The sequence below is a fragment of the Undibacterium sp. Ji83W genome, from assembly GCF_049340385.1.
Taxonomy (GTDB): Bacteria; Pseudomonadota; Gammaproteobacteria; order Burkholderiales; family Burkholderiaceae_D; genus Undibacterium.
In genome coordinates this window covers 183,963-209,738 of the sequence record NZ_JBMPOZ010000001.1, presented here as the reverse complement: position 1 = coordinate 209,738, position 25,776 = coordinate 183,963, and the positions used below count along the sequence as shown (strand labels likewise).

23 protein-coding genes and 1 tRNA gene are annotated in these 25,776 nt (G+C 50.6%); 18 read left to right on the top strand and 6 right to left on the bottom strand.

Annotated elements, in window-relative coordinates:
- Window positions 1-84: 84 nt before the first annotated feature.
- Together ACO0LD_RS00940 and ACO0LD_RS00935 are read left to right on the top strand one after the other, a co-directional pair.
- Window positions 85-786 (top strand): CoA transferase subunit A, encoded by a 702-nt coding sequence (locus ACO0LD_RS00940; protein ID WP_423002859.1) that lies wholly within the window; start codon window positions 85-87, stop codon window positions 784-786.
- A gap of 18 nt (window positions 787-804) precedes the next feature.
- On the top strand, window positions 805-1,446 hold the full coding sequence (locus ACO0LD_RS00935; protein WP_423002857.1) for a CoA transferase subunit B: 642 nt from the start codon (window positions 805-807) through the stop codon (window positions 1,444-1,446).
- Window positions 1,447-1,531: 85 nt separating this feature from the next.
- Here the strand turns inward: ACO0LD_RS00935 and ACO0LD_RS00930 are convergent, their stop codons facing one another.
- Both ACO0LD_RS00930 and ACO0LD_RS00925 read right to left on the bottom strand, forming a co-directional pair.
- Window positions 1,532-2,056 (bottom strand): DUF3617 domain-containing protein, encoded by a 525-nt coding sequence (locus ACO0LD_RS00930; protein WP_423002855.1) that lies wholly within the window; start codon window positions 2,054-2,056, stop codon window positions 1,532-1,534.
- A 102-nt stretch (window positions 2,057-2,158) separates the two neighbouring features.
- Window positions 2,159-2,953, bottom strand: coding sequence for a 3-hydroxybutyrate dehydrogenase (locus ACO0LD_RS00925; protein ID WP_423002853.1), 795 nt, complete (start codon window positions 2,951-2,953; stop codon window positions 2,159-2,161).
- 173 nt (window positions 2,954-3,126) lie between these two features.
- Here ACO0LD_RS00925 and ACO0LD_RS00920 point away from each other — a divergent pair, with 173 nt between their 5' ends.
- The 3 genes from ACO0LD_RS00920 to ACO0LD_RS00910 are packed head-to-tail and all read left to right on the top strand — an operon-like array spanning window position 3,127 to window position 6,611.
- Window positions 3,127-3,996 carry an alpha/beta fold hydrolase gene (locus ACO0LD_RS00920; RefSeq protein WP_423002851.1) on the top strand — a complete coding sequence of 290 codons (870 nt, stop codon included), beginning with the start codon at window positions 3,127-3,129 and terminating at the stop codon, window positions 3,994-3,996.
- A gap of 21 nt (window positions 3,997-4,017) precedes the next feature.
- Complete coding sequence (locus ACO0LD_RS00915) at window positions 4,018-4,368, top strand: RidA family protein (protein WP_423002849.1); 351 nt, start codon at window positions 4,018-4,020, stop codon at window positions 4,366-4,368.
- A 5-nt stretch (window positions 4,369-4,373) separates the two neighbouring features.
- Entirely contained in the window at window positions 4,374-6,611 is a 2,238-nt protein-coding gene (locus ACO0LD_RS00910) for a RelA/SpoT family protein (protein ID WP_423002847.1), read from the top strand.
- 94 nt (window positions 6,612-6,705) lie between these two features.
- On the opposite strand, the gene ACO0LD_RS00905 is transcribed toward ACO0LD_RS00910, so the two are convergent.
- Together ACO0LD_RS00905 and ACO0LD_RS00900 are read right to left on the bottom strand one after the other, a co-directional pair.
- Window positions 6,706-8,514, bottom strand: coding sequence for a hybrid sensor histidine kinase/response regulator (locus ACO0LD_RS00905; RefSeq protein WP_423002845.1), 1,809 nt, complete (start codon window positions 8,512-8,514; stop codon window positions 6,706-6,708).
- Window positions 8,515-8,524: 10 nt separating this feature from the next.
- Window positions 8,525-9,148 carry a response regulator gene (locus ACO0LD_RS00900; RefSeq protein ID WP_423002843.1) on the bottom strand — a complete coding sequence of 208 codons (624 nt, stop codon included), beginning with the start codon at window positions 9,146-9,148 and terminating at the stop codon, window positions 8,525-8,527.
- A gap of 330 nt (window positions 9,149-9,478) precedes the next feature.
- Here ACO0LD_RS00900 and ACO0LD_RS00895 point away from each other — a divergent pair, with 330 nt between their 5' ends.
- Complete coding sequence (locus ACO0LD_RS00895; RefSeq protein WP_423002841.1) at window positions 9,479-10,948, top strand: aminotransferase class V-fold PLP-dependent enzyme; 1,470 nt, start codon at window positions 9,479-9,481, stop codon at window positions 10,946-10,948.
- A gap of 238 nt (window positions 10,949-11,186) precedes the next feature.
- Window positions 11,187-12,041 (top strand): ADP-ribosylglycohydrolase family protein, encoded by an 855-nt coding sequence (locus ACO0LD_RS00890; RefSeq protein ID WP_423002839.1) that lies wholly within the window; start codon window positions 11,187-11,189, stop codon window positions 12,039-12,041.
- Between the two features lie 20 nt (window positions 12,042-12,061).
- Here ACO0LD_RS00890 and ACO0LD_RS00885 read toward each other — a convergent pair whose 3' ends face one another.
- The gene (locus ACO0LD_RS00885; RefSeq protein ID WP_423002837.1) at window positions 12,062-12,988 is read right to left on the bottom strand and encodes a cation diffusion facilitator family transporter; all 927 of its coding nucleotides are present in this window, start codon (window positions 12,986-12,988) and stop codon (window positions 12,062-12,064) included.
- Between the two features lie 191 nt (window positions 12,989-13,179).
- On the opposite strand from ACO0LD_RS00885, the gene ACO0LD_RS00880 reads away from it, so the two are divergent.
- The 9 genes from ACO0LD_RS00880 to ACO0LD_RS00840 all read left to right on the top strand — a co-directional run bounded on the left by ACO0LD_RS00880 (window position 13,180) and on the right by ACO0LD_RS00840 (window position 21,278).
- A tRNA-Val gene (locus ACO0LD_RS00880) sits at window positions 13,180-13,256 on the top strand.
- A 237-nt stretch (window positions 13,257-13,493) separates the two neighbouring features.
- Entirely contained in the window at window positions 13,494-15,401 is a 1,908-nt protein-coding gene (gene thrS / locus ACO0LD_RS00875; RefSeq protein WP_423002835.1) for a threonine--tRNA ligase, read from the top strand.
- A gap of 70 nt (window positions 15,402-15,471) precedes the next feature.
- Window positions 15,472-15,993: a translation initiation factor IF-3 gene (infC, locus tag ACO0LD_RS00870; protein ID WP_423004046.1), complete on the top strand. Its 522-nt coding sequence runs from the start codon at window positions 15,472-15,474 to the stop codon at window positions 15,991-15,993.
- A 202-nt stretch (window positions 15,994-16,195) separates the two neighbouring features.
- Complete coding sequence (rpmI, locus tag ACO0LD_RS00865; protein ID WP_110253942.1) at window positions 16,196-16,393, top strand: 50S ribosomal protein L35; 198 nt, start codon at window positions 16,196-16,198, stop codon at window positions 16,391-16,393.
- 28 nt (window positions 16,394-16,421) lie between these two features.
- Window positions 16,422-16,781 (top strand): 50S ribosomal protein L20, encoded by a 360-nt coding sequence (rplT, locus tag ACO0LD_RS00860; RefSeq protein WP_110253941.1) that lies wholly within the window; start codon window positions 16,422-16,424, stop codon window positions 16,779-16,781.
- 140 nt (window positions 16,782-16,921) lie between these two features.
- Window positions 16,922-17,938, top strand: coding sequence for a phenylalanine--tRNA ligase subunit alpha (pheS, locus tag ACO0LD_RS00855; protein ID WP_423002833.1), 1,017 nt, complete (start codon window positions 16,922-16,924; stop codon window positions 17,936-17,938).
- 74 nt (window positions 17,939-18,012) lie between these two features.
- On the top strand, window positions 18,013-20,439 hold the full coding sequence (gene pheT / locus ACO0LD_RS00850; protein ID WP_423002831.1) for a phenylalanine--tRNA ligase subunit beta: 2,427 nt from the start codon (window positions 18,013-18,015) through the stop codon (window positions 20,437-20,439).
- Between the two features lie 42 nt (window positions 20,440-20,481).
- Window positions 20,482-20,895, top strand: coding sequence for an integration host factor subunit alpha (locus ACO0LD_RS00845; protein ID WP_110253938.1), 414 nt, complete (start codon window positions 20,482-20,484; stop codon window positions 20,893-20,895).
- An 8-nt stretch (window positions 20,896-20,903) separates the two neighbouring features.
- On the top strand, window positions 20,904-21,278 hold the full coding sequence (locus tag ACO0LD_RS00840) for a MerR family transcriptional regulator (RefSeq protein WP_423002829.1): 375 nt from the start codon (window positions 20,904-20,906) through the stop codon (window positions 21,276-21,278).
- Between the two features lie 124 nt (window positions 21,279-21,402).
- On the opposite strand, the gene ACO0LD_RS00835 is transcribed toward ACO0LD_RS00840, so the two are convergent.
- Window positions 21,403-23,391 carry a methyl-accepting chemotaxis protein gene (locus tag ACO0LD_RS00835; RefSeq protein WP_423002827.1) on the bottom strand — a complete coding sequence of 663 codons (1,989 nt, stop codon included), beginning with the start codon at window positions 23,389-23,391 and terminating at the stop codon, window positions 21,403-21,405.
- Window positions 23,392-23,591: 200 nt separating this feature from the next.
- Here ACO0LD_RS00835 and ACO0LD_RS00830 point away from each other — a divergent pair, with 200 nt between their 5' ends.
- Both ACO0LD_RS00830 and ACO0LD_RS00825 read left to right on the top strand, forming a co-directional pair.
- Window positions 23,592-24,329 carry a CerR family C-terminal domain-containing protein gene (locus tag ACO0LD_RS00830; RefSeq protein WP_423002825.1) on the top strand — a complete coding sequence of 246 codons (738 nt, stop codon included), beginning with the start codon at window positions 23,592-23,594 and terminating at the stop codon, window positions 24,327-24,329.
- Window positions 24,330-24,336: 7 nt separating this feature from the next.
- Window positions 24,337-25,773: an efflux transporter outer membrane subunit gene (locus ACO0LD_RS00825; protein ID WP_423002823.1), complete on the top strand. Its 1,437-nt coding sequence runs from the start codon at window positions 24,337-24,339 to the stop codon at window positions 25,771-25,773.
- Window positions 25,774-25,776 lie beyond the last annotated feature (3 nt).

Below are 25,776 nucleotides of genomic sequence, written 5' to 3'. Positions count from 1 at the left end.
ATCATTTGCGTGGCTCTTTGTTGTATTTTGTAAGCAGCCATTTGACAAAAGAAATATCGATTTAAAACCTGGAGAGGGGACATTATGGACAAAGTTTATCCTGACGCAGCCAGTGCGCTGGCTGGCATTATCAAGGATGGTCAGACCATTGCTGTAGGCGGTTTTGGTCTGTGTGGCATACCTGAGGCATTGATTGCTGCCTTGCGTGATTCTGGCGTCAAGGAACTGACTGCCATTTCAAACAATGCCGGTGTTGATGGTTTTGGTCTGGGCCAGTTGCTGACGACCCGCCAGATCAAGAAAATGATTTCATCCTATGTTGGTGAAAACAAGGAATTTGAGCGTCAATACCTGGCTGGTGAACTGGAACTGGAATTCACGCCACAAGGTACGCTGGCAGAAAAACTGCGTGCTGGCGGTGCTGGTATCCCAGCCTTTTTCACCAAGACTGGCGTAGGTACCATTGTTGCAGACGGCAAGGAAATTCGCGAATTCGATGGCCAAAAATATGTAATGGAACGTTCGCTGGTATCTGACGTATCCCTGGTCAAAGCCTGGAAGGCCGACAAGGCCGGTAATCTGGTCTATCGCAAAACTGCGCGCAACTTCAATCCCAATGTGGCGATGGCCGGTAAATTTACCGTGGCAGAGGTTGAGGTGTTGGTGGAAATTGGTGAGCTGGATCCGGATGAAGTCCACACACCAGGTATTTTCGTACAACGCATCGTCGTCAATGCCAATCCAGAAAAACGTATAGAACAGCGTACCGTACGCCCATCGAAATAAGACAGCAGGAGACAAGACATGGCATGGAATCGTGATGAAATGGCTGCGCGTGCAGCACAAGAATTGCAAGACGGCTTTTACGTCAATCTGGGTATAGGCTTGCCGACCATGGTCGCCAACCATGTGCCGCAAGGCATGGAAGTCTGGTTGCAATCAGAAAACGGCTTGTTGGGCATAGGCCCTTTCCCAACTGAAGAGGAAGTTGATCCCGACATGATCAATGCAGGCAAGCAAACAGTAACTACCTTGCCTGGCTCATCCATATTCAGCTCGGCTGACTCTTTCGCCATGATACGTGGCGGCAAGATCAACCTGGCTATTCTGGGCGCGATGCAGGTCAGTGAACAAGGTGATCTGGCTAACTGGATGATCCCTGGCAAGATGGTCAAGGGTATGGGCGGCGCCATGGATCTGGTGGCAGGTGTAGGCCGCGTCGTGGTTTTGATGGAACATGTCGCCAAGGGCGATGCGCACAAAATCCTGAAAGCTTGCAATTTGCCTTTGACTGGCGTGGCCGTGGTGAACCGCATCATCACCGACCTGGGTGTAATTGACGTTACTCCGGCTGGTTTGAAATTGGTGGAATTGGCTACTGGCGTCAGCAAGGAAGAAATCATTGCCAAGACGGAAGCAACGCTGGATGTCAGTGCTGTAGTCTGATATCTGGATGAGGCTTAAGAAAGCAAAGGCCAGTGCGTATGCGCTGGCCTTTTTGCTATTGAAGGCAATTGAAGTTTTGCTGGATTTATTTCTTCTGAGGCATAGGGAAGGGCTTGGTATCACCGCAGTCACTAGCCAGCCATTTGCCTGTGGTTTCCATATGATGGTTAATCGGCTTGCCACGTGAGGTGCCGTTAAAATCATAGACCGAATTCACGCTATCCGGGGTCATGCTGCCCTTGACGATACCTGTGCCTTTCATGTCCGGGCTGTCGCAGACCATTTCGGCAGTGTAGTTATTGCCAGAGCGGTTGAAGCTCTTGTTCTGACAGTGCTGTTCACGGCTACTGGCTGGTGGTTTATCCTGGTCAACCATTTCCTTGGTAAGGCAAACCTTGCTCACCATAGCGCCATTTTGCATATCAGGCATTTTGATGCCCATCTGCTTCATTTTTTCTAATTGCTCAGGCGGGATCTTGGGCATGGCCTTCATGGCATCTGACTTGGTCGTCATTTCCCACAGGCCCGGCTTCATCTTGTCAGCCGCAGCGCAAGTGGCGGCATTCAGTAAGATTGCAGAAACCAGGACGATGCGTATAGCAGTTTGCATGGGTGCTCCCTATTCAAATGTGTGATGAAACTATACATCTGAACCCAGGAAAGCTACCAGCGAAACCAAATACTTTGACGCATCACGACCCTGATTTGTAGTTTATTGGGCTACCCAGCCACCATCCATATTCCAGGCTACGCCACGGATCTGATCGGCTGCTACGCTGCAGAAAAATACGGCAAGCGCACCCAGTTGCTCAGGTGTGACAAACTCACCTGAAGGTTGTTTTTCGGCCAGCAAGCTTTTTTTTGCCGTTTCATTGTCAACCTTGTCTTTTTCTGCGCGTGCATCTACCTGTTTTTGCACCAGTGGTGTCAATACCCAACCAGGGCAGATGGCATTGCAGGTAATGCCGGTCTGGGCGGTTTCCAGTGCTGTGGTCTTGGTAAATCCAACCAGGCCATGCTTGGCTGCCACATAGGCAGACTTTTGTGCCGAGGCAACCAGGCCATGGACGGATGCCAGGTTGATGATGCGGCCCCAGTTTTTTTGTTTCATATACGGCAAGGCCAGGCGGGTAGTGTGGAAGCTGGAAGTCAGGTTGATGGCAATGATGGCATCCCATTTCTCCACCGGGAAGTCTTCAATATTGGCAACATGCTGTATGCCTGCATTATTGACCAGGATATCAACACCACCAAAATTGTCACAGGCGAATGTCATCATGGCTTCGATTTCGGCAGCTTTGCTCATGTCGGCATTGTGATAAGCAGTCTTCACGCCAAATTCGCTTTCCACCGCAGTTTGCATAGCCTGTATCTCTTGTCTGTCGCCAAAGCCATTGAACACGATATTTGCGCCTTCAGCCGCCAGGGAGCGGGCTATGCCCAATCCTATGCCAGAAGTTGAGCCTGTAACCAGTGCGGTTTTACTTTTAAGCGAAGATACTGACATGCTGTCTCCTGTAGTGTGGTTTTTAGCAAGGGGATAAGTGCGGATAGCGGTTGGTGCAAGCTCTTTTTGTCTAAAAAACATGCATGCCAACAGTTAACAATGATTTTAAGCGCAACGAACGGTAAAATGTCGGTCATATACGCTAGTAAAAATACTGTTCACGAGGATAATCCATGCAGGCCAGACGCAAATCAGTGCAATGTATCTCGCCTACCGGCTTGCACGCCATGTCATACAAAGAGTGGGGTGATCCACTCAATTCCAAAGTTTTGATCTGTGTTCACGGAGTAACGCGCGTGGCTGAGGACTTTGATTCCCTGGCTGTCGCCTTATGTCAGGAATATCGCGTGGTGTGTCCTGACGTGGTAGGGCGTGGCTATTCAGGTCGCTTGCGCAATCCCATGCATTACCAGATACCGCAATATGTCAGTGACATGGTCAGCCTGCTGGCGCGGCTGGATGCAGAAACCGTGCACTGGTTTGGTACTTCCATGGGTGGCCTGATAGGCATGAGTCTTGCGAGTTTGCCTGATAATCCTATCAAGAAGCTGGTGTTGAATGATGTGGGGCCTGTGCTCAATCCGGATGCTCTGGCCAGAATCGGTGACTATATAGGCCAGGATGTGCGCTTTGACAGTTTTGATGAAGCGCAGGCCTATATCAAGGCGATCTCGATTTCCTTTGGGCCGCATAGTGAGGCTCAGTGGGAAAAACTGGCGCGGGATGTTTTGCGTCAAAACGAACAAGGACAATGGGTGCGACACTACGACTTGGGGCTGGCGCAGCCTATCAAGGCCAGCACGCCAGAATTGGCAGCAATTGCCCAGACCATGCTGTGGGCAGCGTATGATGCAATAAGCTGCCCGACCTTGCTGGTACGTGGCGCAGAGTCAGATTTACTGACGGCTGAATCAGCGCAGGCGATGACGCAGCGTGGCCCGCGCGCCCGGCTGGTGGAATTTGCCGGCGTGGGACACGCGCCAACGTTTGTGCAGCCTGATCAGATAGCTGTAGCTGTTGATTTTTTATTGAACCAAGAATAAGTTGAAAAATAGAGTCAAAAAATGAGTATCCAAAGATTTCACGTAGGTCCGCGTTTGTCTGAAACCGCGATTTTTAATAAAGTCGTCTATCTGGCGGGGCAAATTCCTGATGATGCCAGCCAGGATATAGCAGGACAAACAGCGCAAGTACTGGCCCATATCGACCGTTTGCTGGCCGAAGCAGGCAGCGACAAATCACGCATCCTCAGTTGCCAGATATTCTTGTCTGACATCAGTTTGATCAGCGGTATGAACCAGGTATGGGATGCCTGGGTTGCCCAGGGTAATACGCCGCCACGTGCCACGGTAGAAGCTAAACTGGCTAATCCGGCCTGGCTCATAGAGGTCGTTGTAACAGCTGCACAGATATAAATCATATGGTATCAATCTCGACCACAGCAACAGAAGCGGCTTTGCTGGAAGGCTTGTCCGAAGCCGACGCCGAGCGCGTCATTGCGGCGCTGGAATATGTCACCCCCTTGTATGCCAACAAGTGCGTCATCACAGAGCAAAATACTCTGCAGTTTGTCAATGGTGTCGTGGCAACGCTGGCCATGTTGCGTACCGATGTTGATACCCGTATCGCTGCCATCCTGTTTGAATTGCCAGAACTGAACCCGATCGCAGCAGAGCAGATAGAAATCCGCTTTGGCAAGGAAATCGCCGATTTGGTCACAGGCATACGCCGTCTGATGAAGTTGCGTGAAGCTGCTTTGACACAGCATGATGTTGGCCGTGGCAAAGACGCCGCTGAAAAAGCCGCCAGCCAGATGGAAACCCTGCGCAAGATGGTGCTGGCCATGGCGACCGATATGCGCGTGGTGCTGGTGCGCCTGGCATCCCGGGTGACTACCTTGCGTTATTTTGCTGAATGCAAGCGCGAAGATGGCGCGGCCCAGCAATATGCCAGCGAAACCATGGACTTGTACGCGCCGCTGGCAAACCGCCTGGGCGTATGGCAACTCAAATGGGAACTGGAAGACCTGTCTTTCCGTTTCCTGGAGCCGCAACAATACAAGCGCATTGCCAAGATGCTGGAAGAAAAGCGTCTCGAGCGCGAGAGCTTTGTTGTCAATGCGATAGAAAGATTGAACAAGGAATTGCAGATAGCTGGTGTCAAGGCAGAAGTGTCTGGGCGCCCCAAGCATATCTACAGTATCTGGAAAAAAATGAAGGGCAAGTCCGTCAACTTTGATGAGTTGTATGACGTGCGTGCCTTCCGCGTCATTGTTGATGACATCAAGGATTGCTATACAGTCCTGGGCATGGTCCACAATGCCTGGACGCCGATACCCAAAGAGTTTGACGATTACATTTCCCGCCCCAAACCGAACGGCTATAAATCATTGCATACGGTCGTGGTGGTAGAAGATGGCAGGCCGCTGGAAGTGCAGATACGCACCCGTGAAATGCACCAGTTTGCAGAGTATGGCGTAGCGGCGCACTGGCGTTATAAAGAGTCGGGCGGCTCGAATTTTTCAGCACAAGAATACGACGAAAAAATCGCCTGGCTCAGACAATTGCTGGCCTGGAAAACTGATGTCACCGATGTCGTCGTCGAGCAGGAGGAGTTGCAACGCGAGTGGGTAGAAAAACTCAAGGCCGCCAGCCTGGACGACAGAATTTATGTATTGACCCCGCAAGCCCGTGTCATAGAATTACCCTGCAATTCCACTCCCGTGGATTTTGCCTATCATCTGCATACTGATGTTGGACATCGCTGCCGTGGTGCGCGGGTCGACAATGTCATGGTGCCTTTGAATACGCCCCTGCAAAATGGCCAGACAGTAGAAATCATCACCCTCAAGGTGGGTTCTTCCCAGGCGGGCCCATCACGTGACTGGCTATCACCAGATTATTCTGCCAGTACCCGCACGCGTACCAAAATCCGCGCCTGGTTCAACGCCATCGATCAGGAAGAAACCCTGTCGAATGGCCGCGCCCTCGTTGAAAAGACTTTGCAGCGCGAAGGCAAGACCGCAGTTAATCTTGAAGAGCTTGCGCACAAGCTGGGTTTTGCCGATGTGAATGATCTTTTCCTGTCCGTTGGCAAAGATGAATTCAGTCTCAGGCAAATTGAAACAGTCTTGCGGGAAAATGTACCCGAAGCAGAGCCGGATGAACTCAGTTTCACCAACAAGAGCCGTGCTTCCAGTGTTACGCAAGGTGCCAAATCCGGTGTGCTGGTGGTCGGTACTGAAGGCTTGATGACGCAGCTGGCGCGCTGCTGCAAACCGGCCCCGCCAGATGATATTGTCGGTTTTGTCACGCGTGGTAAGGGTGTTTCCATACACCGTCTGAGTTGCAAGAATTTTGCTGAGATGCGCAACAAGGCGCCTGAGCGTGTCATACAAACTACCTGGGGTGATCACGGCAGGGACACGGTTTACCCTGTCGATATCTTCGTGCTGGCGCAAGATCGTCAGGGTTTGTTGCGTGATATCTCCGAAGTATTTTCCCGCGAGAAAATCAATGTCATCGGCGTCAATACACAGAGCGCAAAATCGCAGGCGCGCATGTCATTTACTGTGGAAATCGGTGGCACTACGCAATTGCAAAAAGCCCTGCACGTTTTGCATGAGGTCAGTGGTGTACTCGAAGTACGACGGAATTGAATAACAGGAATTTGAACTGACGGTCTTTTGAGGGCCGTTGCAGGAGCCCGGCTCTCAAGAAATGATAAACTAAATTTCTTTGAGAGTTTTGAAATCAGGCAGACGAATCACTCGCCAGTGCTTGCAACAGGGCGACTTTCAATGTACTGGCAGCAAGTGGTTTGTGCAATAACAGGGCAGCATGTCCCTGGGCTTCGCGCAGGCGTTCAGGATGGGTGTCGCCAGTGACGATGATGGCTGGCAAGACCAGTTTTTCATCAGGCATATTAATAGTGATTGCGTGGCGCACGGCACGGATAATGTCACCGCCGGTAACGCCGCCCCGCAGGCGATAATCTGTGACTAGTACGTCAGGCAAATCCTCAGCAGTTCTTGCCAGGGCTTCTTCCATTCCTTCTGCAAGCTTGACCTGACAACCCCAGCTTTGCAATACCGCATGCAGCCCGGCCCGCACGGCTTCATCATCATCCACTACCAGTACATGAACTCCTAACAGAGGCAAGCTGTTTTCACTGGTCTCGGCATAGACCAGTTGCTGTTCATCGACATGACGCTCCATCTTGCGCATAGCTTGCAGTGGCAGTACCAGTGAAAACACTGAACCCTTGCCTGGCCGGGACGCAACTTCTATACTGGCCCCCAAGCTGCGGGCCAGGCCTTCTGCTATTGCCAGGCCCATGCCCAGACCCTTGCGGTGGTCTCTTTCCACATTACCCAGTTGATGAAATTCACGAAAGATTTCTTCGTGCTTGTCGGCAGGTATGCCTATGCCGGTATCCCATACCTGCAACATGACATATTGCTGCCTGCGTCGCGCAGCGACCAGTACGCCGCCACTTTGGGTATAGCGCAAGGCATTGCTGACCAGATTGCGCAAAACCAGCGCAATCAGCTGCGGGTCGCTGTCTATCCAGATATCGCTGGGTCGGGTGCGGTACAGCAGGTTTTTCTTGTAGGCTTGGGGGCCAAATTCTTCACCTAGCTGGTTCAGTATGCTCATTAAGTCCATGCGTCTTTGCTGGGGATTCAGGACGCCAGCTTCTATACGAGAAAAATCGAGCAAGGTTTGCAGCATTTCACTGGCGGCAAGATTGGCCGCAGTGGCGTGCTGCACCATGGTAGCCTGCCTGGTATTGAGGCCAGAACTTCCCAGTGCATCCAGGAACAGGCTCAGCGCATAGACAGGCTGGCGCAAGTCATGGCTGGCCGCCGCCAAAAAGCGGGTATTGGCTCTATTGGCAGAAACGGCCAGCGCAGTTTTTTCTTCCAGTTGCTGCACCAGCAGGGTATTTTGCAGGCCCAGGCGTATCGAGGCGATGATGGTTTTATGATGATGGCGTGCAAATATCAGTTGGCTGATCAATAAAATCAGCATGCCAAAACCTATACCCCAATAATAAGAGCCGCCGCCGCGTAGCCAGTAAGTACTGATCTGGGCCAGAAAAGGTGGGATCACCCAGATCCAGTACAGAAGCAATGAGGCTGACAGTATCGGTACCGCTGCTGCAGCCAGGCCACCAAAGATGGTGAGCATGAACATGGAAAAAGCAAAATTCTGCGGGTCAAAAAACAGCACCGGCACTGCCACCCACAACAGGCTGAAACCGCAGATGGAAAGAGTGTAAAAACGTTCTCGTACAGCATACTCGGCAGCCGCATATCGGCAGCGAAACTGCATGAATGCCAGTGAATAAGCCGAACCTGCCGCCAGCCATTGCCAGGCCAGGCTTTGCTGTGCAGGCAGCAGCAGGCTGATGGTCAGGCTCATCAGCATCATCGTGACCCAGTTGCAGCCCATGATCCAACTGATGCTTGGCGCGACATGTGCATGCAAGGCTTGACGCACGCTGCCCGGCGGTAGCCTTGGGCTGACGCTGACGACAGTGTTGATGGCGGTGCTCATGCACTGGCACTCACTTTAACAAACCAAGATCACGCGCCCGCCTTATGGCTTGCAGACGGTTGATCACGCCCAGGCCATTGAGCAAGGCGGTGACATGATTCTTCACAGTTTTTTCTGACAGGCCCAGTTGCAGAGCGATGTCACGATTCGTCATCCCTTTATCCAGCATCAGCAGTACATCTAGCTGCCTTGCTGTCAGCAAGTTCAATGCTGCTGGCGAGTTTGTGCTGCTAGCGCAGGGAATGCAAGGAGTGGTCGGTGCGCCGCCTGCCAAAGCCAGTTTGATCGCATTGATCACTTCAGATGAGGCCCTGCTTTTGGGCACGAAAGCCGTTGCACCAAGCTGCGCGATGCGTTGTATGGTCGCTGGCGTTTCATCTGCCGAGACCACGACCACAGGTGCCCGGCCCGCACGTAGCGAGAGAGCGTGGATCAGGCTGGCACCATCTGCGTCGGGCAAGCCACAATCGAGCAGGACTGCATCCAGCGGCGTATGGTACTCGGCCTGTTCAAGTGCTTCAGTGGCGGTACCTGCTGTAAATACAGTGGCGCCGCCAGGCAAGCTTGAGACCAGTGTGGCCAAGCCTTCGCGCACCAGAGCATGGTCATCGACGATCAGGATTTTATATGGCATGACAGGCTTTCAATCGCGGCGATAACACTGCCTGGCTTGCAGGCAAAAACACATATTTATCTCCAAGGACAGGTCATTGCCATCTTATGCAAAGACTGCCGGATGCTCAATAAACCGGGACTTAGGTCCCGGCCAGTCTGCAAGGTGCTTGCTACGCCCTAGTATTCATCCTGCGTCTTTCAGTGCCTGATCTTCTTTGCCGTAGTGGTGTTTGACAAGATCTCGTGACGCATCATCTGAAGTACACCGGGAATATTATAGTTTATTTGTTGTTGAATTTATAATTTTAATTGATGCCTGATTATTAAAAATCCTTTATGGGAGCACGTTATGAGTACGTATGCAAACGACACGTTGACAAAGGCTGATTGCCAGTTGCAACTACAATCTACACTTGAGCCGCTGCTGGATGCAGGTTTTATATCCAGAGATTGCTATACAAAAATTTACTCGGACCTTGAGCGGTTTTATGCGCTGTTGCGCGAAACGCCAGCCAATCCGGAAGATTACTGGGTCGCGTTTCAAAAGGAATTTGATTTCATTCATCCAGGACAGGACCCAATCAAAGTGCCGATGAATGCGGCTAATCTTTGCCCGGAGCCACGCCCATTGCTGAGGGCCGCGAATGAGCTGAGGTTTGAGCTTAACCGCAATGTCGCCCAGCAAACGAGGATGAGGGGTGGCTTGCGGGCAAGGCAGTTTGACGAGGCCCGTGCCGCACTGGCTAGAAGTGTGAAAATTGCTGTACCAAAGAATCTCGCCATCGTGCGCAATGCCAGTGAAGCAAACAATGCCATCAATGGTGGTTACCGTAAATGGAGCGCACCTGGCAGCAGAAGGGATAATGTCATCCTGTGGGATCAGAATCATCCAACCAATCTTGCTGCATGGGAATTGCGTGGTGGCAGAAAAATAATACCTGGCCAGCCAGCCCCAGACCCGGTTGGCCATGTGTTCGATATCCATATGGTCGTGCTACCTGCCAATGTCACGCCGGACCAGGTTGCACAACATTTCATCCGGCATATCAATGAAAGTACCCGCTTCATCTCTTTCTCTGAGACGTCGAACGGCAATGGTGTACGTATTCCTGAAGTTGCGATACAGGCGATCTGGAACCACGTGTCCAGTGATCCTCGATATAGCAATTGCCACATACACATTGATGGCACTATGGCGTTTGGTGCACGTCAACTCGATTTTTCCAGGCCCTTCTGCCACAGCTTTGTGTCTAGCTGCCATAAATGGTTTTTGGGGCCGAAAGAAACCGGCATTCTGTATATCGATCCGGCCAAGGCAATAAACTTTGAGCCGAACATTTTTGCTTACGACTACAAAATAGACATCCTCAACTGGAACGACCTGCCAAAGACTGCCGAGCGCTTTGAATTGCTGGGGCAGCGTGATGACGTCAACATCATCACTTTGCTCTGGACAGAATTAATGTGGCACAACATAGGATATAGCCGCGCCTATAGCCGGGTGACAGAGTTGACGCGTAAACTGATGATCGATCTGAAAGAGTGCAAATGGGACGTCGAAACGCCTGCCAATGCTGCCATGAGCCTGGGAGTAGTGTGGGTCAAAGTGCCGAGAGGCACGCAAACCATAAAACTCAGCGATGAGCTCTATGCAAATGGTATTGCCGCTTCATTTTCTCCGACCACGAACCGGACCGATGAAACCCGTATCCGGTTTTGTCCGCATATCTATAACACTTTTGCGGACATTCATCATGCTGTTGATATCATGAATCAATGGCGCGGACCTGTTCCGTATTCCGGTAGCCAAAGCGAGTGACTCGCAAGCGGTGAGCATCAGCGCCATACGCTTTGAGATATTTGTGAGTCAAGCAAACCAGTATTGTGAAGGTGCTTGCGTCTTGCCTGTGCTGGTTTGCTAAATTTGCTACTCCGCCTGACTTTGAATTTTGACTGGAGACTAATTCAGGTGGGTGCCTTTTTTTAAAGCGAGCTCGTGATGATTGCTGGATATGTGCTAGTGTCGTGCATTGGGTGTGAATTTATGGAGAAGCAATTTGCTGTTACACATAGCAGTAGGTGATGCCTACGGAGCCGGCTTCGAGTTTTGCAGTCGTGAAAAAATCGTATCGGGCAATACACTTGAAAAATACCTGCCGCATGAGCTGGGAATTCTTGCAGGCCAGTATACGGATGATACGCAAATGAGTATTGCGATTGCAGAAGTATTGCTTTCCAATGCTGGTCTATCTGCGGATGTATTTGCAGAGGCTTTTGTCAAATCGTATCGGCGAGACATGCGCTCTGGATATGCCAGGGGCTTGCAAGGCTTGCTGGATATATGTGAGTCTGGTGCCGAGCTTCGGCGGCGCATTGCACCGGAAAGCCGCCGGAATGGGGCGGCAATGCGTTCAGTCCCCTTGGGCTTGATTGCAGACAAGGCTTTACTGGCAGAAGCCGCACGTCAACAGGCCATGGTGACACACAATACTGCTGAAGGTATGTTGTCTTCTCACGTTATTGCGCTGATGTCACATGTGCTTTTATATGACAAAGCCAGTCTCTCAGATTTGCCTGAAATTATATTCACGGCGACAGGATTTGCATTGAGAGATGACTGGTGTAACGAGGTTGAATGTGATGCATTGCAGACCCTGCATGCCGTCAATACCGCCTTGCAAGGGAATCGCAGCATGTCAACGTTATTGCTGGCATGCGTCAATTTCGGTGGTGATGTCGATAGTGTTGCGGCAATTGCGATGGGACTTGCTTCGTTGACGCCAGAATATGTGGTCGATATTCCTGCATCTTTGGTGAATGGTCTTGAGTCAGGTGAATTTGGGCAGAATTATTTGCGTCAGCTTGACACTGCGCTGGCCAGGCGCTATCCGGTTTTGCTTGCTCATCTTTAGCAGTAGTTGGCAAGACTGCGTCAGTCGTCTTCCTCACTCACTTCCGCCTGCAAGGTAATATGATCGATCTTGTGTTTGCTGAGCAGCATGGCCTTCACGCTCTCCAGTATGCGAGGCCAGGCGCTGAGGTCTTCGATTTCGAGATGGCCGATCAGGGCAGGGTAGCCGGGTGACATTTCCCATACATGCAAGTCATGTACTGACAGTACGCCATTGATGTCTTCGAGATCGGTGCCGATTTGTACGTAGTCTATGTTATGTGGCACACCTTCCATCAGGAAGTGGTACGACTCCTTTAAAACCGAGAATGTGGATTTCAAAATCAGCAGGGATACAAAAATCGATAGTAGCGGATCGATTTGCATCCAGCCAGTTTTGTAAATCACGGCACCAGAAACAATCGCGGCGACAGAGCCCAGTAAATCCCCCATGACATGCACCAGCGCTGCCTTGGTGTTCACGCTTTCCTTATCATGTGACAGCACCCAGGCAACCACGATATTGATTGCCAGGCCTATGCCAGCGACCAGCATGACAGTGCCGCCTTGCACCGTTTCTGGGGCAGAGAAACGTTGTATCGCTTCCTTGCATATCCAGACGATGACGCCCAGCATCACCAGGCCATTGACAAAGGCTGCGAGTGCTTCGGCGCGGCCAAAGCCAAAAGAATTTTTTGCCGTGGGTGGGCGCTTGGCGATGATTTGCGCCAGCAGGGCGAGACCAAGTGCGGCGGCATCAGTCACCATATGCCCCGCATCGGAGATCAGTGCCAGGGAATTTGAAATAAAACCAAATGCGACTTCGACGCCAGCAAAGCCCAGGGTCAGGCCCAGAGCCCAGGCGAGGATTTTCTGGCTGCGGTTTTCAAAATAATGCCTGTGCTCCGCATCGCCGCGCCGGTGGTCGTGCAGATGATCGCTGTTCTGGTGAGGGGTATGGTAGGTCATGGAGAGTATGCTGCGTGATAAACATGGCATTAGTGTAGCCGAAGGCGCTCCCATATATATACGAATGGAAATCCCCCCATTAAAATTGCGTTGCAGGGACAGGGAAATTGCAGGTTCATAGAGCGTATGGAAATAATTTGCCTGAAGGGGCTAGCAATTTTCTGCAAGTCTCTGCTATACTCTTGTTTCTTAGGCGCGTAGCTCAGCTGGTTAGAGCACTACCTTGACATGGTAGGGGTCGTTGGTTCGAGTCCAATCGTGCCTACCAAAGATTTTAAAATTATTAAAACATTATAGTTAAGAGCGAGAAAGGCATCCCTGGTTATGACACCGCGAACTACCACTAAACTGGTTTGGGAGCGACTCTAGTCGAGGATACTTTTCGTTTGAAACAAACTGAAAAAGCACGGCTAGCCGTGCTTTTTTTTCGTCTGCGTTTTTTAGACTCATCCTTTATCTCAATAATCTCAATTATTTTTGTATTTTTTCCGCTTTGGAGAGTGACATGGTTTCAGTAAAACTTCCTGATGGTTCGCAACGACAATTCGATGCGCCGGTAACGGTGGCGCAAGTTGCTGCCAGCATCGGTGCTGGCCTGGCAAAAGCTGCTCTGGCTGGGCGCGTCAATGGCAAGCTGGTCGATACCTCGCATCTGATTGATTCTGACGCGGATCTGGCTATCGTCACGGACAAGGATGCTGATGGCCTGGAAGTGATACGTCACTCTACTGCTCACTTGCTGGCATACGCTGTCAAGGAATTGTATCCAGATGCGCAAGTCACTATCGGCCCAGTCATCGAGAATGGCTTTTACTATGACTTTTCCTACAAGCGCCCATTTACGCCAGATGATCTGGTGGCGATAGAAAAGAAAATGGCTGAACTGGCAAAAAAAGACGAGCCAGTAACGCGCAAGGTCTTGCCGCGTGACGAGGCTGTTGCCTACTTCAAATCCATAGGCGAAGCCTATAAGGCCGAGATCATAGAATCGATTCCTGCTGACCAGGATGTGTCGCTGTACACAGAAGGTAATTTTACTGACCTGTGTCGTGGGCCGCACGTGCCATCAACTGGCAAGCTGAAAGTATTCAAGCTCATGAAGCTGGCTGGTGCTTACTGGCGCGGCGACTCCAAAAACGAGATGCTGCAACGTGTCTACGGTACTGCTTTTGCCAAGAAAGAAGATCAGGAAGCTTATCTGCATATGCTGGAAGAGGCAGAAAAGCGCGATCACCGTAAACTTGGCAAGGCGCTGGACCTGTTTCACTTCCAGGATGAAGCGCCAGGTTTGGTATTCTGGCATGCCAAAGGCTGGACTATCTGGCAGCAGGTTGAGCAATACATGCGCAAGGTCTATCAGGACTGTGGCTATCAAGAGGTTAAAGGTCCACAGATTCTGGATAAAAGTCTGTGGGGCAAGACTGGTCACTGGGAGAACTATAAAGACAATATGTTTGTCACTGAGTCCGAGAACCGTGAATATGCCTTGAAGCCTATGAATTGTCCTGGTCATGTGCAGATTTTCAACTCTGGCATGAAGAGTTATCGTGATCTGCCTTTGCGTTTTGGCGAGTTTGGTCAATGTCACCGCAACGAACCGTCTGGTGCCTTGCACGGCATCATGCGTGTGCGTGGCTTTACTCAGGATGATGGTCATATTTTCTGTACTGAAGAGCAAATCCAGGATGAGGTCATGGCTTTCCATCCACAAGCGATGAAAGTGTATGAAGATTTTGGCTTTGACAAGATCTTCATCAAACTGGCTTTACGTCCTGAAAACCGCATCGGCAGCGATGAAATCTGGGATAAGGCAGAAGCCACCCTGCGTACAGCCTTGAGTTCTTGCGGCGTTGAATGGGAAGAATTGCCGGGTGAGGGCGCTTTCTACGGCCCTAAAATTGAATATCACCTGAAAGACAGCCTGGGTCGCCCATGGCAGGTTGGTACCATGCAGGTCGATTTCTTCATGCCTGGCCGCCTGGGTGCAGAATATGTTGCAGATGACAACAGCCGCAAAGTGCCTATCATGTTGCACCGTGCGATTGTTGGCTCGATGGAGCGTTTCATCGGTATCTTGATAGAAAATCATGCTGCTGCCTTGCCTTTGTGGCTGGCACCAGTGCAGGTTTCAGTCCTGAATATCTCGGAATCGCAGGCGGAGTATTCACAATCTGTTGCAGAAATCCTGAAGAAACAAGGGTTTAGAGTGAAAACTGATTTGCGTAATGAGAAGATTACCTTTAAAATACGCGAGCATTCCATTCAAAAACTGCCATATATCCTCGTGATAGGCGATAAAGAGAGGGATGCCAATACAGTGGCTGTGCGTACGCGTGGCAATCTGGATCTGGGGGTAATGCCTCTGGACGCCTTTATAGCTCGTTTAAAAAACGAAGTTGAAACCAAGGTTTAACAGATTAGCAGCGACCCTGTTTTAAACAGGGCTGCATAGCCTTTTATTATTATTTTCGAAGGAAACTGCAATAGCTACTGACAAGTCACATCGCATCAACGGTGAAATTACAGCGCCAGAAGTGCGCTTATCCGGCGTTGAGAACGAGCCTCTGGGCATCGTAAAACTGGGTGAAGCCTTCCGTTTAGCGGAAGAGGCCAATGTTGATTTGGTGGAAATAGCGCCGACGGCGCAGCCGCCAGTTTGCCGTTTGATGGATTACGGCAAGTTCAAGTACCAGGAGCAGAAGAAAGCTCACGAAGCCAAGCTGAAGCAAAAAGTCATTCTGGTCAAGGAAGTCAAATTCCGTCCGGGTACAGATGATGGTGATTACAATATCAAATTGCGTAATCTGACCAAGTTCCTGGATGATGGCGACAAGACCAAGATCACATTGCGTTTCCGTGGTCGTGAAATGGCGCATCAGGAAATCGGCATGCGCATGTTGGAGCGTTTGAAGCTTGATCTGGAACCGTATGGCCAGGTTGAACAGTTTCCAAAGATGGAAGGTCGTCAGATGATCATGATTCTGGCACCTAAGAAAAAGAAATAATGAGAAATAACAGGAAATAAGTTTTTGCTTGTTTTCTGTGTGTTTCTTGAGCAGGTTTGTGAGGCACGCATTGCGCGCATTACGAAAGACTCATCCTCAGGATGAGTCACAATAAGTGAGAAGTAGGCATCCAAGAGTAGCGATTGTTGCTGCCACCTACCATCATATAAAAGTGGAGCTGTCTTAAAAGACAGATAGTACTATGCCAAAAATGAAGACGAAAAGCAGCGCCAAGAAGCGCTTCCGCGTCCGTCCAGGTGGAACCGTTAAACGCGGTCAAGCTTTCAAACGTCACATTCTGACCAAGAAAACTACCAAGAACAAACGTCAATTGCGCGGTTCTGTAGGTGTTCATGACACCAACATGGTATCCGTCATGCGCATGATGCCAACAGCTTAACCTCATACTCATTATTTAAGGAGTTATTATGCCTAGAGTAAAACGTGGGGTTACAGCTCGTGCCCGTCATAAGAAAGTTCTCAACCTTGCCAAAGGTTACCGTGGTCGTCGTAGTAAGGTATTCCGTATTGCCAAGCAAGCAGTTATGCGCGCTGGTCAATATGCATACCGTGATCGCCGCAACAAGAAACGTGTATTCCGCGCTTTGTGGATCACACGTATCAATGCAGCGGCTCGCCAGCATGGCCTGACTTACAGCGTGTTTATGAACGGCCTGAAAAAAGCCGCAATTGAACTCGACCGTAAAGTACTGGCTGACATGGCTGTGACTGACAAACCAGCATTCGCTGCGATTGTTAATCAAGTCAAAGCTAACCTGGCTGCTTAATCACGTTAGTGATCGCAATCAGTGAGTCGTAGTGACTGGCGCAAGCCAGTTGCAAATATCAAGCGGGGCAGAGGTTGAATCCTATGCCCCGTTTTGTTTTCAGATCATTATTTCAGCTTCACAGTAAGCGGGAACAAGGCATGAACCCTTTAGATCAAATCGTCAGCCAGGCACGTGCTGATTTTCTGGCAGCAAGCGATGCTGCAGCATTAGAGAACGCGAAAGCGCTTTACCTTGGTAAGAGTGGTCAGATTACTGAACAGATGAAAAGTCTGGGTAAATTGCCACCAGAGGAAAAAAAAGTACAGGGCGCAGTGATCAATGCCGCCAAAGTACAGATAGAGGAAGCCCTGACTGAAAGACGTGACGCCCTGGCGAATGCGCAAATGCAGGCACGCCTGAATGCAGAAGCGATCGATGTCAGCTTGCCAGGCCGTGGCCGTGGCATTGGTGGTATCCACCCTGTCATGCGCACCTGGCAACGTGTTGAAGAAATTTTCCGTTCTATCGGTTTTGATGTGGCAGATGGCCCCGAAATCGAAACGGACTGGACCAATTTTACCGCCCTGAACAGCCCGGAAAACCATCCTGCACGCTCCATGCAGGATACCTTCTATGTCGATGGCAAAGATAGCCAGGGCAAACAATTATTGCTGCGTACTCATACCAGCCCCATGCAGGTGCGTTATGCGCGGATGAACAAACCACCGATCAAGGTCATTGCACCTGGTCGTACTTATCGCGTTGATAGCGATGCCACGCACTCCCCGATGTTCCATCAGGTTGAGGGCTTGTGGATTGCTGAAGACATCAGCTTTGCTGATCTCAAAGGCGTGTACCTGAATTTCGTCAAAGCCTTTTTTGAAACTGACGATTTGCAAGTGCGTTTTCGCCCATCTTATTTCCCATTCACAGAACCATCTGCCGAGATCGATATCGCCTTTGGTAGTGGCCCTTTGAAAGGCCGCTGGCTGGAAGTATCCGGCTCTGGTCAGGTACATCCTAACGTGGTACGCAATATGGGTTTGGACCCGGAAAAATACATAGGCTTCGCCTTTGGTTCTGGCCTTGAACGCCTGGCCATGCTGCGTTATGGCGTCAACGATTTGCGTCTGTTCTACGAAGGCGATTTGCGCTTCCTGAAGCAATTCAACTAAAAGAATTACACAGCGCATCCCTGAATTTTTGAGTGGCGCATCGCGCCCTGCATCCAACATTAGACGGCTGAATTATGCAATTTTCTGAAAACTGGCTACGTACCATGGTCGATCCGAAGATGACTTCGGATGAATTGTCCCATCTGCTCACCATGTCGGGATTGGAAGTCGAAGAGGTGGAGCCGGTTGCTCCTCCATTTAATAATGTCGTCGTCGCGGAAATCCGCGAAATCGCCAAGCATCCAGATGCTGACAAGCTCAATGTCTGTCAGGTCGATGTAGGCACAGGTAGCTTGCTTAACATCGTCTGCGGTGCACCGAATGTACGCGTAGGCATGAAAGTACCTTGCGCAATGGTTGGTGCCATCCTGCCGCCTGGTGCAGATGGCAAGCCATTTGAAATCAAGATAGGCAAGCTGCGTGGCGTAGAATCCTACGGCATGCTGTGCTCAGCCCGCGAATTGAAATTGTCGGAAGACCACGGTGGTTTGATGGACTTGCCATCCGATGCGCCAGTCGGCCAGAACTTCCGCGATTACTATCAACTGAATGACCTGAAATTCACCATCAAGCTGACACCTAACAAGGCAGATTGTCTGTCGCTGCTCGGCGTGGCGCGTGAAGTATCTGCCCTGACTGGCACCGCCATGCAATTGCCGGAAGCAGTCGTGCTGCCAGTGACTTTGCATGAAACTTTGCCTGTTAAAGTCAGTGCACCTGACCTGTGTGGTCGTTTTGCTGGTCGTGTTATCCGTGGCGTCAATGCCCGTGCCGCGACACCAGAATGGATGAAGCAAAGGCTGGAACGCAGTGGCCAGCGTCCTATCTCTGCGCTGGTGGATATCTCTAACTATGTCATGCTGGAACTCGGTCGGCCATCGCACGTGTTTGATCTGGACAAGATCCACGGCAGCCTGGATGTACGCTGGGGTAAGGCTGGTGAATCGCTGAAACTGTTGAACGGTAATACGGTAGAGGTAGATGACTGGGTTGGTGTGATTTCTGACGAAAAAGAAATTGAATCTCTGGCCGGTATCATGGGTGGTGATTCCACCGCTGTGAGCCTGGACACACAAAATATTTATCTGGAAGCCGCATTCTGGTGGCCACAGGCGATACAGGGCCGCGCCCGTCGCTTCAATTTTTCTACTGATGCGGCGCATCGTTTTGAACGTGGTGTCGACTTTGCATCCATCGTCGAACACATAGAGCGCATCAGTGCCCTGATCGTTGAAATCTGTGGTGGTGCCAGCCAGGTTAAACTGGGTCCTGTCGATGACCAGATCATCAATCTGCCACAGCGTCCGCCTGTCAAGCTGCGCACGGCACGTGCCGTCAAGGTGATTGGTGTTGCACTGGATGATGCAAAGATTGCCGACATTTTCACCCGCCTTGGTTTGCAGTTTACCCAACTGCCAGGCGAATTCATGGTGACGCCGCCGTCCTATCGTTTCGATATAGAAATCGAAGAAGATCTGATCGAAGAGGTGGCGCGCGTGTATGGCTTTGAGAATATCCCTGCATTGCCGCCTGTAGCTGCAAATGCCATGCTGATTGCCCCGGAAAACCAGCGTTCGCTGTTTGCCGTGCGTCGCCTCGTGGCTGATCAGGATTATCAGGAAGTCGTGAATTACAGCTTCGTTGAAGAAGCCTGGGAAAAAGATTTTGCTGGCAATGATACGCCAGTCAAATTACTCAATCCTATTGCCAGCCAGATGAGTGTCATGCGTACCGGCATGATAGGTAGTCTGGTGGCGAATACCCGTTATAACCTGAACCGCAAACTGAACCGCGTACGCATTTTTGAAATCGGTGCTGTGTACTTGCAAGATGCCAGCGTGCAAGATGGTCCGCTGGAAGTGGCTGGTTATAATCAGCCCAAGCGTCTGGCGGCATTGGCCTATGGCCCTGTAGCAGAAGAGCAGTGGGGACAAGATACCCGCAATGTCGATTTCTTTGATATCAAGGCTGATCTGGAAGCCCTGTTCGCACCTGGCTCACTGCGGTTCGTGAAAAATGAGCATGTCGCCCTGCATCCTGGCCGTAGTGCGAGCATAGAATTTGATGGTAAAGTCATCGGCTTTATTGGCGAATTGCATCCACGCCTGCAGCAAAAATATGACCTGCCTTTGGCACCCGTGGTATTTGAAGTTGATGTGACAGCCTTGCAACAAGTGCAAGTGCCCTCATATCAGGAAATATCCAAGTTCCAGGCAGTCACCCGCGATCTGGCGCTAGTTGTCAAACAGACAGTTGTAGTGCAAAATCTGCTGGACGTTTTCAAGCAGGAAACGCAACAAAATGAAGCCTGTAAAATCGTGCAAGGCTTTGTTTTGTTTGATGAATATCGTGGAAAAGGTCTGGAAGCAGATGAGAAAAGTCTTGCTTTCCGCTTTAGCTTGCAAGATACTCAAAGTACTCTGCAAGACGATAAAGTGGAGGCAGCGATGCAAGCCCTGGTGCAAGCCGCAAGTCAGCAATTTGCTGCCAAACTGCGTTGATCTTGTCTGTAATTGTTAGTATTAATTGAGAAGAGTTTCGAAATGAATGATGTAATTTCCGCTGAGTTCCAGTCGGTGCTGGATGCTGATTTGAATCGCGCAATGCAAGAAGCCAGGGCGCGGTCACAGGCGGAAAAAGAATTGCCTACCTTGACCAAGGCAGAATTGGCCGAGCTTTTGTTTGAACATGTAGGTTTGAACAAGCGCGAAGCCAAGGACATGGTAGAAACTTTTTTTGATGAAATCCGTGATGCACTGGAAAGAGGCGAGGCCGTCAAGTTGTCCGGCTTTGGCAATTTCCAGTTGCGTGACAAACCGCAACGCCCTGGTCGCAATCCTAAAACCGGTGAAGAAATTCCTATTACTGCACGTCGTGTCGTCACTTTCCATGCCAGCCAGAAACTCAAAGGCATGGTCGACGATGTCGGTAATCAACCTCTTGCCCATGCTGCCTGATATTTTCCATGACTGAAATCAAGATTGAGTCTTTTGTACTGCCGCCTATTCCGGCCAAGCGGTATTTTACGATAGGCGAAGTTGGTGAATTGTGTGGCGTCAAACCGCATGTTCTGCGTTATTGGGAGCAGGAATTTACACAGCTCAAGCCAGTCAAGCGTCGCGGCAACCGTCGTTATTATCAGCATCATGAAGTTTTGCTGATACGACGTATCCGCGAATTATTATATGAGCAGGGCTTTACCATTAATGGCGCGAGAAACAAACTCAACGTCAATGGTCACCCTGTGGAGTCGGCATCCCATGAACCGGTCGATGAACCTGTGAATTTGCATCAGATCAGGGATGAATTGCAATCCATACTGGGTTTGTTGAAGGTTTGAAATAAAATCCGATACATCAATCAACTGCGAAAACAACTGCAGTGCCAAGATAAAGCCACCAGCGTGTTTAACCGGTGGCTTTTTTCATGCTTGCGAGTTGCCGACTGATCCTTGACAGATCAATTTATGCCGCCAGTTTTTTCTTCTCTGGTGCAGTCAGAGTAAAGCTGTCGTTTGAACTGCTGGCCAGATGCAGGCGCTGCGCTTCTGTAATGACCGTCTGGGTTTTAAAGACGCTGACTGCAGCACCCAGCGAGGCGGCCTGTTCTTCCAGTTTGGCAGTGGATGCACTCGCCATTTCAACCAGACGGGTATTGTCCTGCGTAATCTGATCGATATCGCCTATCGCCTGGTTCACGTCAGAAATTCCTATGCTTTGTTCCTGGCTGGCCTTGGCGATTTGCTTGATGAGTTCGGTAACCACTTCCACGTTGTCGGCAATATTGCGCATGGTCTGGCCAGCCGTGTTAATCATTTTGCTGCCAGCTTCTACTGCCTGGCCTGAAGAGGCGATCAGGCCTTTAATCTCTTTTGCCGCATTCGCACTGCGTTGTGCCAGGTTACGTACTTCTGCTGCCACTACGGCAAAGCCACGGCCTTCCTGTCCGGCTCTGGCCGCCTCTACTGCAGCATTCAAGGCCAGGATATTGGTCTGGAAGGCGATGCCATCCATGACACCTATGATCTCGGTAATTTTTTTGGAGCTTGCGCTAACGGTTTGCATGGACAGGATGCTGCTCTCCATCACTTCCAGACCCTGTTGCACGCGCTCAGCCGAGCTATGCATGAGACTGTTTGCCTGTGCCAGGTTGCCAGCGTTCTCGGTAATGGTGGCGGTCAGTTCATCAATTGCCGTGGCGGTCTGCTGCAGGGATGTAGCCTGGCTTTCTGTACGACTGGCCAGGTCTGTATTTTCATCATGAATTTCTCTGGCGATGACATCGACGGTCTGCGCACTATGGCGAATATTGGCGACCAGATTACTTAATTCCACGTTCATCCTGCCGACAGCATTAATCAGCTGCGCCAGTTCATCTTTACCAAGGCTGCTGACACGGTTTTGTAAATTACCTGCTGCAGTTTCGGCTATCGCTTTTGTCAATGTGTTGAGATCCATGCTCAATGCCTGATAGATCGCTACCAGAAGGTAGCTGGCGATCAGCAAGAGCAGGATAATGCCTGCAGACATTTGCCATGCATATTGATTTGCCTTGTCAATTTCATGCGCAAGATTATCTGCGATAAGGCTGGCGATTGCCGTTTTTGTCGCGGCGAGTTTATTCAAATTATCTGTACCAGCTTGCAGGAATGCATCACCGTTACTTTGATTGACTGATGCCAGCACTTCATCTTGTGAACGCTCCAGGAATTTTTTTGCATCGGTGATGCTGGCCTGCATGGTAGTGTTTGCTGCAGCATATTCTTTCCCATATGCTCCCAGGTTTTGCATGCTTGACGCCAGCTCGGATAAATTCAGCTTTGCCAGCATGTGCAGAGAATTCAGCATCACATCTTCACCGGCTTCAAATAAACCAGTATCAATATAAGCCGCACCACGGCCAGCAATGATGGATAACTTCTCTTCCATGTGCGGCAGGGTGTTGATGTAGATAGTGACCAGTTGATGGGTCTTTAAGTCGCTATCCAGGGCCAGTTTTGAACTATTGGCAATTTCTGTAATCTCAAGTTCGATGGCATCCAGTAGCTTGCTGTGTTCAATAAAACTTTCGGTTGCCTTGAGCACCGTCTGTTTCGCCAGTAGGGCAGGCCACAGATTTTTGACAGGGCTGGTTTGATCAGTCTGCTTTAACAATTTTTCTATCTTGTCCTGATTTTCGGCAATGCTGGCTACCAGTTGTTTGTTGCCCAGCAGTCGCATGTGCTGCAAGGCACGCTGTTTTTGTATCGACAGACGCAGATCATTTTTTGCAGCGATACTTTTGACGGCAACTTGCTTTGCCTGGGTTTGCAATACATCTTCACGCAAGTTTTGAAATAGCAAGGCCAGCACTACAAGCAAGGGAATTGTAAAAGCAAGAGCGACAAAACTGAGCTTGTGGGCAATTTTAAAATTGCGTAGCAGACGGATGGCGGGGGAGGTCAGCAGGGTCATTTTGAGATACCAAATGAGTTTGTGAAAGCAGATAGGGCGAAGCCTAAACGGTCAATGTGACTATGCAGTGACAGCAGGCAACATCCTTGTGAATGGAAGGGGTTTTTCCATTTGGTCCTGGATTCTAATTTGCTAATGCTCTTTGCTCTGATATGGAATAGTTAAATCAAACGTTTGATTTATGTGCTAGTATGCATCGCATGAAAACATCCAGCCAGAAAAAAGCCGTAGTACGGCAAACTCAGCCAGACAAACAGGTAGCTACACCCGATGGAAAAATATTGCGTGTCGATGGGATAGAGGCGCGTACGCGTCTGTTGGACACTGCCTTGATACTGTTCGCCGAAAAAGGTTTTGCCAAAACCTCGATACGTGAAATTGCCAAAGCCGCCAATGTCAATGTTTCTGCCATCAGCTATTATTTTTCTGATAAAGCCGGTTTGTACCGTGCGGTGTTCAATGACCCGCGCACCAATCCAAATGTAGATCCTGAGATATTTGAGGCGGATGTTGCAGACATGCGCGCTGTTTTGCTGAAACTGATCTGCACTTTTACCGATTCGCTGAAACAGGGTGAAATCATCGAGACCTGCATGAAGCTGCATTTCCGCGAAATGCTGGAACCTACCGGCCTGTGGATGGAAGAAATCGACACCGTCATCAAACCTTCGCACCAGGGTTTTGTCAGGCTTTTGTGCCGTTATCTTGGCATCACCAAGGCAGATGATGATGTGCACAGGCTGGCGATTTCAATTACTGGCCTGGCGATTTCACTGCTGCTCAGCGGTGATGTGATACAGGCGACCAGGCCAGCATTGATCGCCAAACCCAAGGCAATTGATATTTATGCTTCACGCCTGGTGGACTATGCCATCGCCATGTGTGAAGACGAAAAAAGACGCCGGCTTCTAACAAGTTCTGATAAACCAAATCTTTGACAGCGATATGACTATACGACATTTCATTCTTATGCCGGCCATTGCCGTCTTGCTGGCAGCATGCTCGACAACTGCTCCAATGACATCCAGTACCGGTAGCGTGCCCGCACAATGGCAGGCAGCATTGCCCTCCGTGGAAAAAAATACCGAATTGCGCAACTGGTGGCAAACCAATGGCGATGCCAGTTTGCTGGAGTTGATTGAGTCTGCACAAAAGGTCAGCCCTTCCATTTCCCAAGCCTGGTCACGCATAGAAACTGCCAGGGCCGCAAGGGTGGCGAGTGGCGCTGCACTCTTGCCTTCGCTGGATGCTGTTGCCAATGCGACCCGGGCAAAAAACCAGCCGGGTATGCCTGTCGCCACTACATCGCAGGCAGGTCTGCAGACCGCATGGGAAATTGATGTGTTTGGCGCCAACCGCGCCGCGAATCAGGCTGCCCAGGCAGAGCTGGAAGGTACGCAGGCACTTTGGCATGATGCCCGGATATCGGTGGCAGCGGAAGTGGCGCAGCTGTATTTCTCTGTCATCAGTTGCCAGCAAACGGCAGACCTGACCTGGCAAGATGCCAAGTCACGCGCAGAAACTGCCAGGTTGACTGAACTCAGCGCCCAGGCAGGCATGTCCTCCGGTGCTACATCAGCGCTGGCACGCGCCAGCGCAGCTGAGGGTAATAGTCGCGCGATACAACAGGCCGCATTATGTGATCTGGATGTCAAAGCCCTGGTCGCGCTGACAGCCAAGCCAGAACCAGACCTCAGGCAATTATTGGCAAATGCCCAGGCCAGTTTCAAAAACCTGCTGCCTTTGGCTGTCACCACCTTGCCTGCACAATTGCTGGCGCAAAGACCGGACGTGTATGCGGCTGAGAAAGAGGTGGCGACCGCCAGTGCCCAGGTCGGTGCCGCAGAGGCGCGACGTTATCCGCGCCTGACACTCAGTGGTTCCATCGGCACCATGCGCTATGACGTTGCCGGTAGTACGAGCAGGATGGATACCTGGTCAGTTGGCCCACTGGCTTTGACGTTGCCCATATTTAATGGCGGCCAGACCACAGCCAATATCGAAGCTGCCAAAGCACGCTACCTGAATGCCAGCAGCAATTATCACGGCAAGGTCAGGCAGGCAGTACGCGAAGTTGAAGAAGCACTGGTCAATCTGAATAGCGCGGATGCCCGTCGCTTTGATTCTGAAATTTCTGCGAAGGGCTATGACCAGTCTTTGCAGGCAACTGCCCAACGTTACAACAAGGGCATGGCCAGCTTGCTGGAACTGGAAGATACGCGGCGTACGGCCTTCGCTTCCCAGTCTGCCCTCATCGCCCTGCAGCTAGAAAGAAATCGTGCCTGGATCGCGCTATACCGCGCCTTGGGCGGTGGCTGGGACTTGAATGCACAAGCAGCTACCCAGCCGCAATCCTGGCCCCAGCGCCAAACAAATTCCTGAATT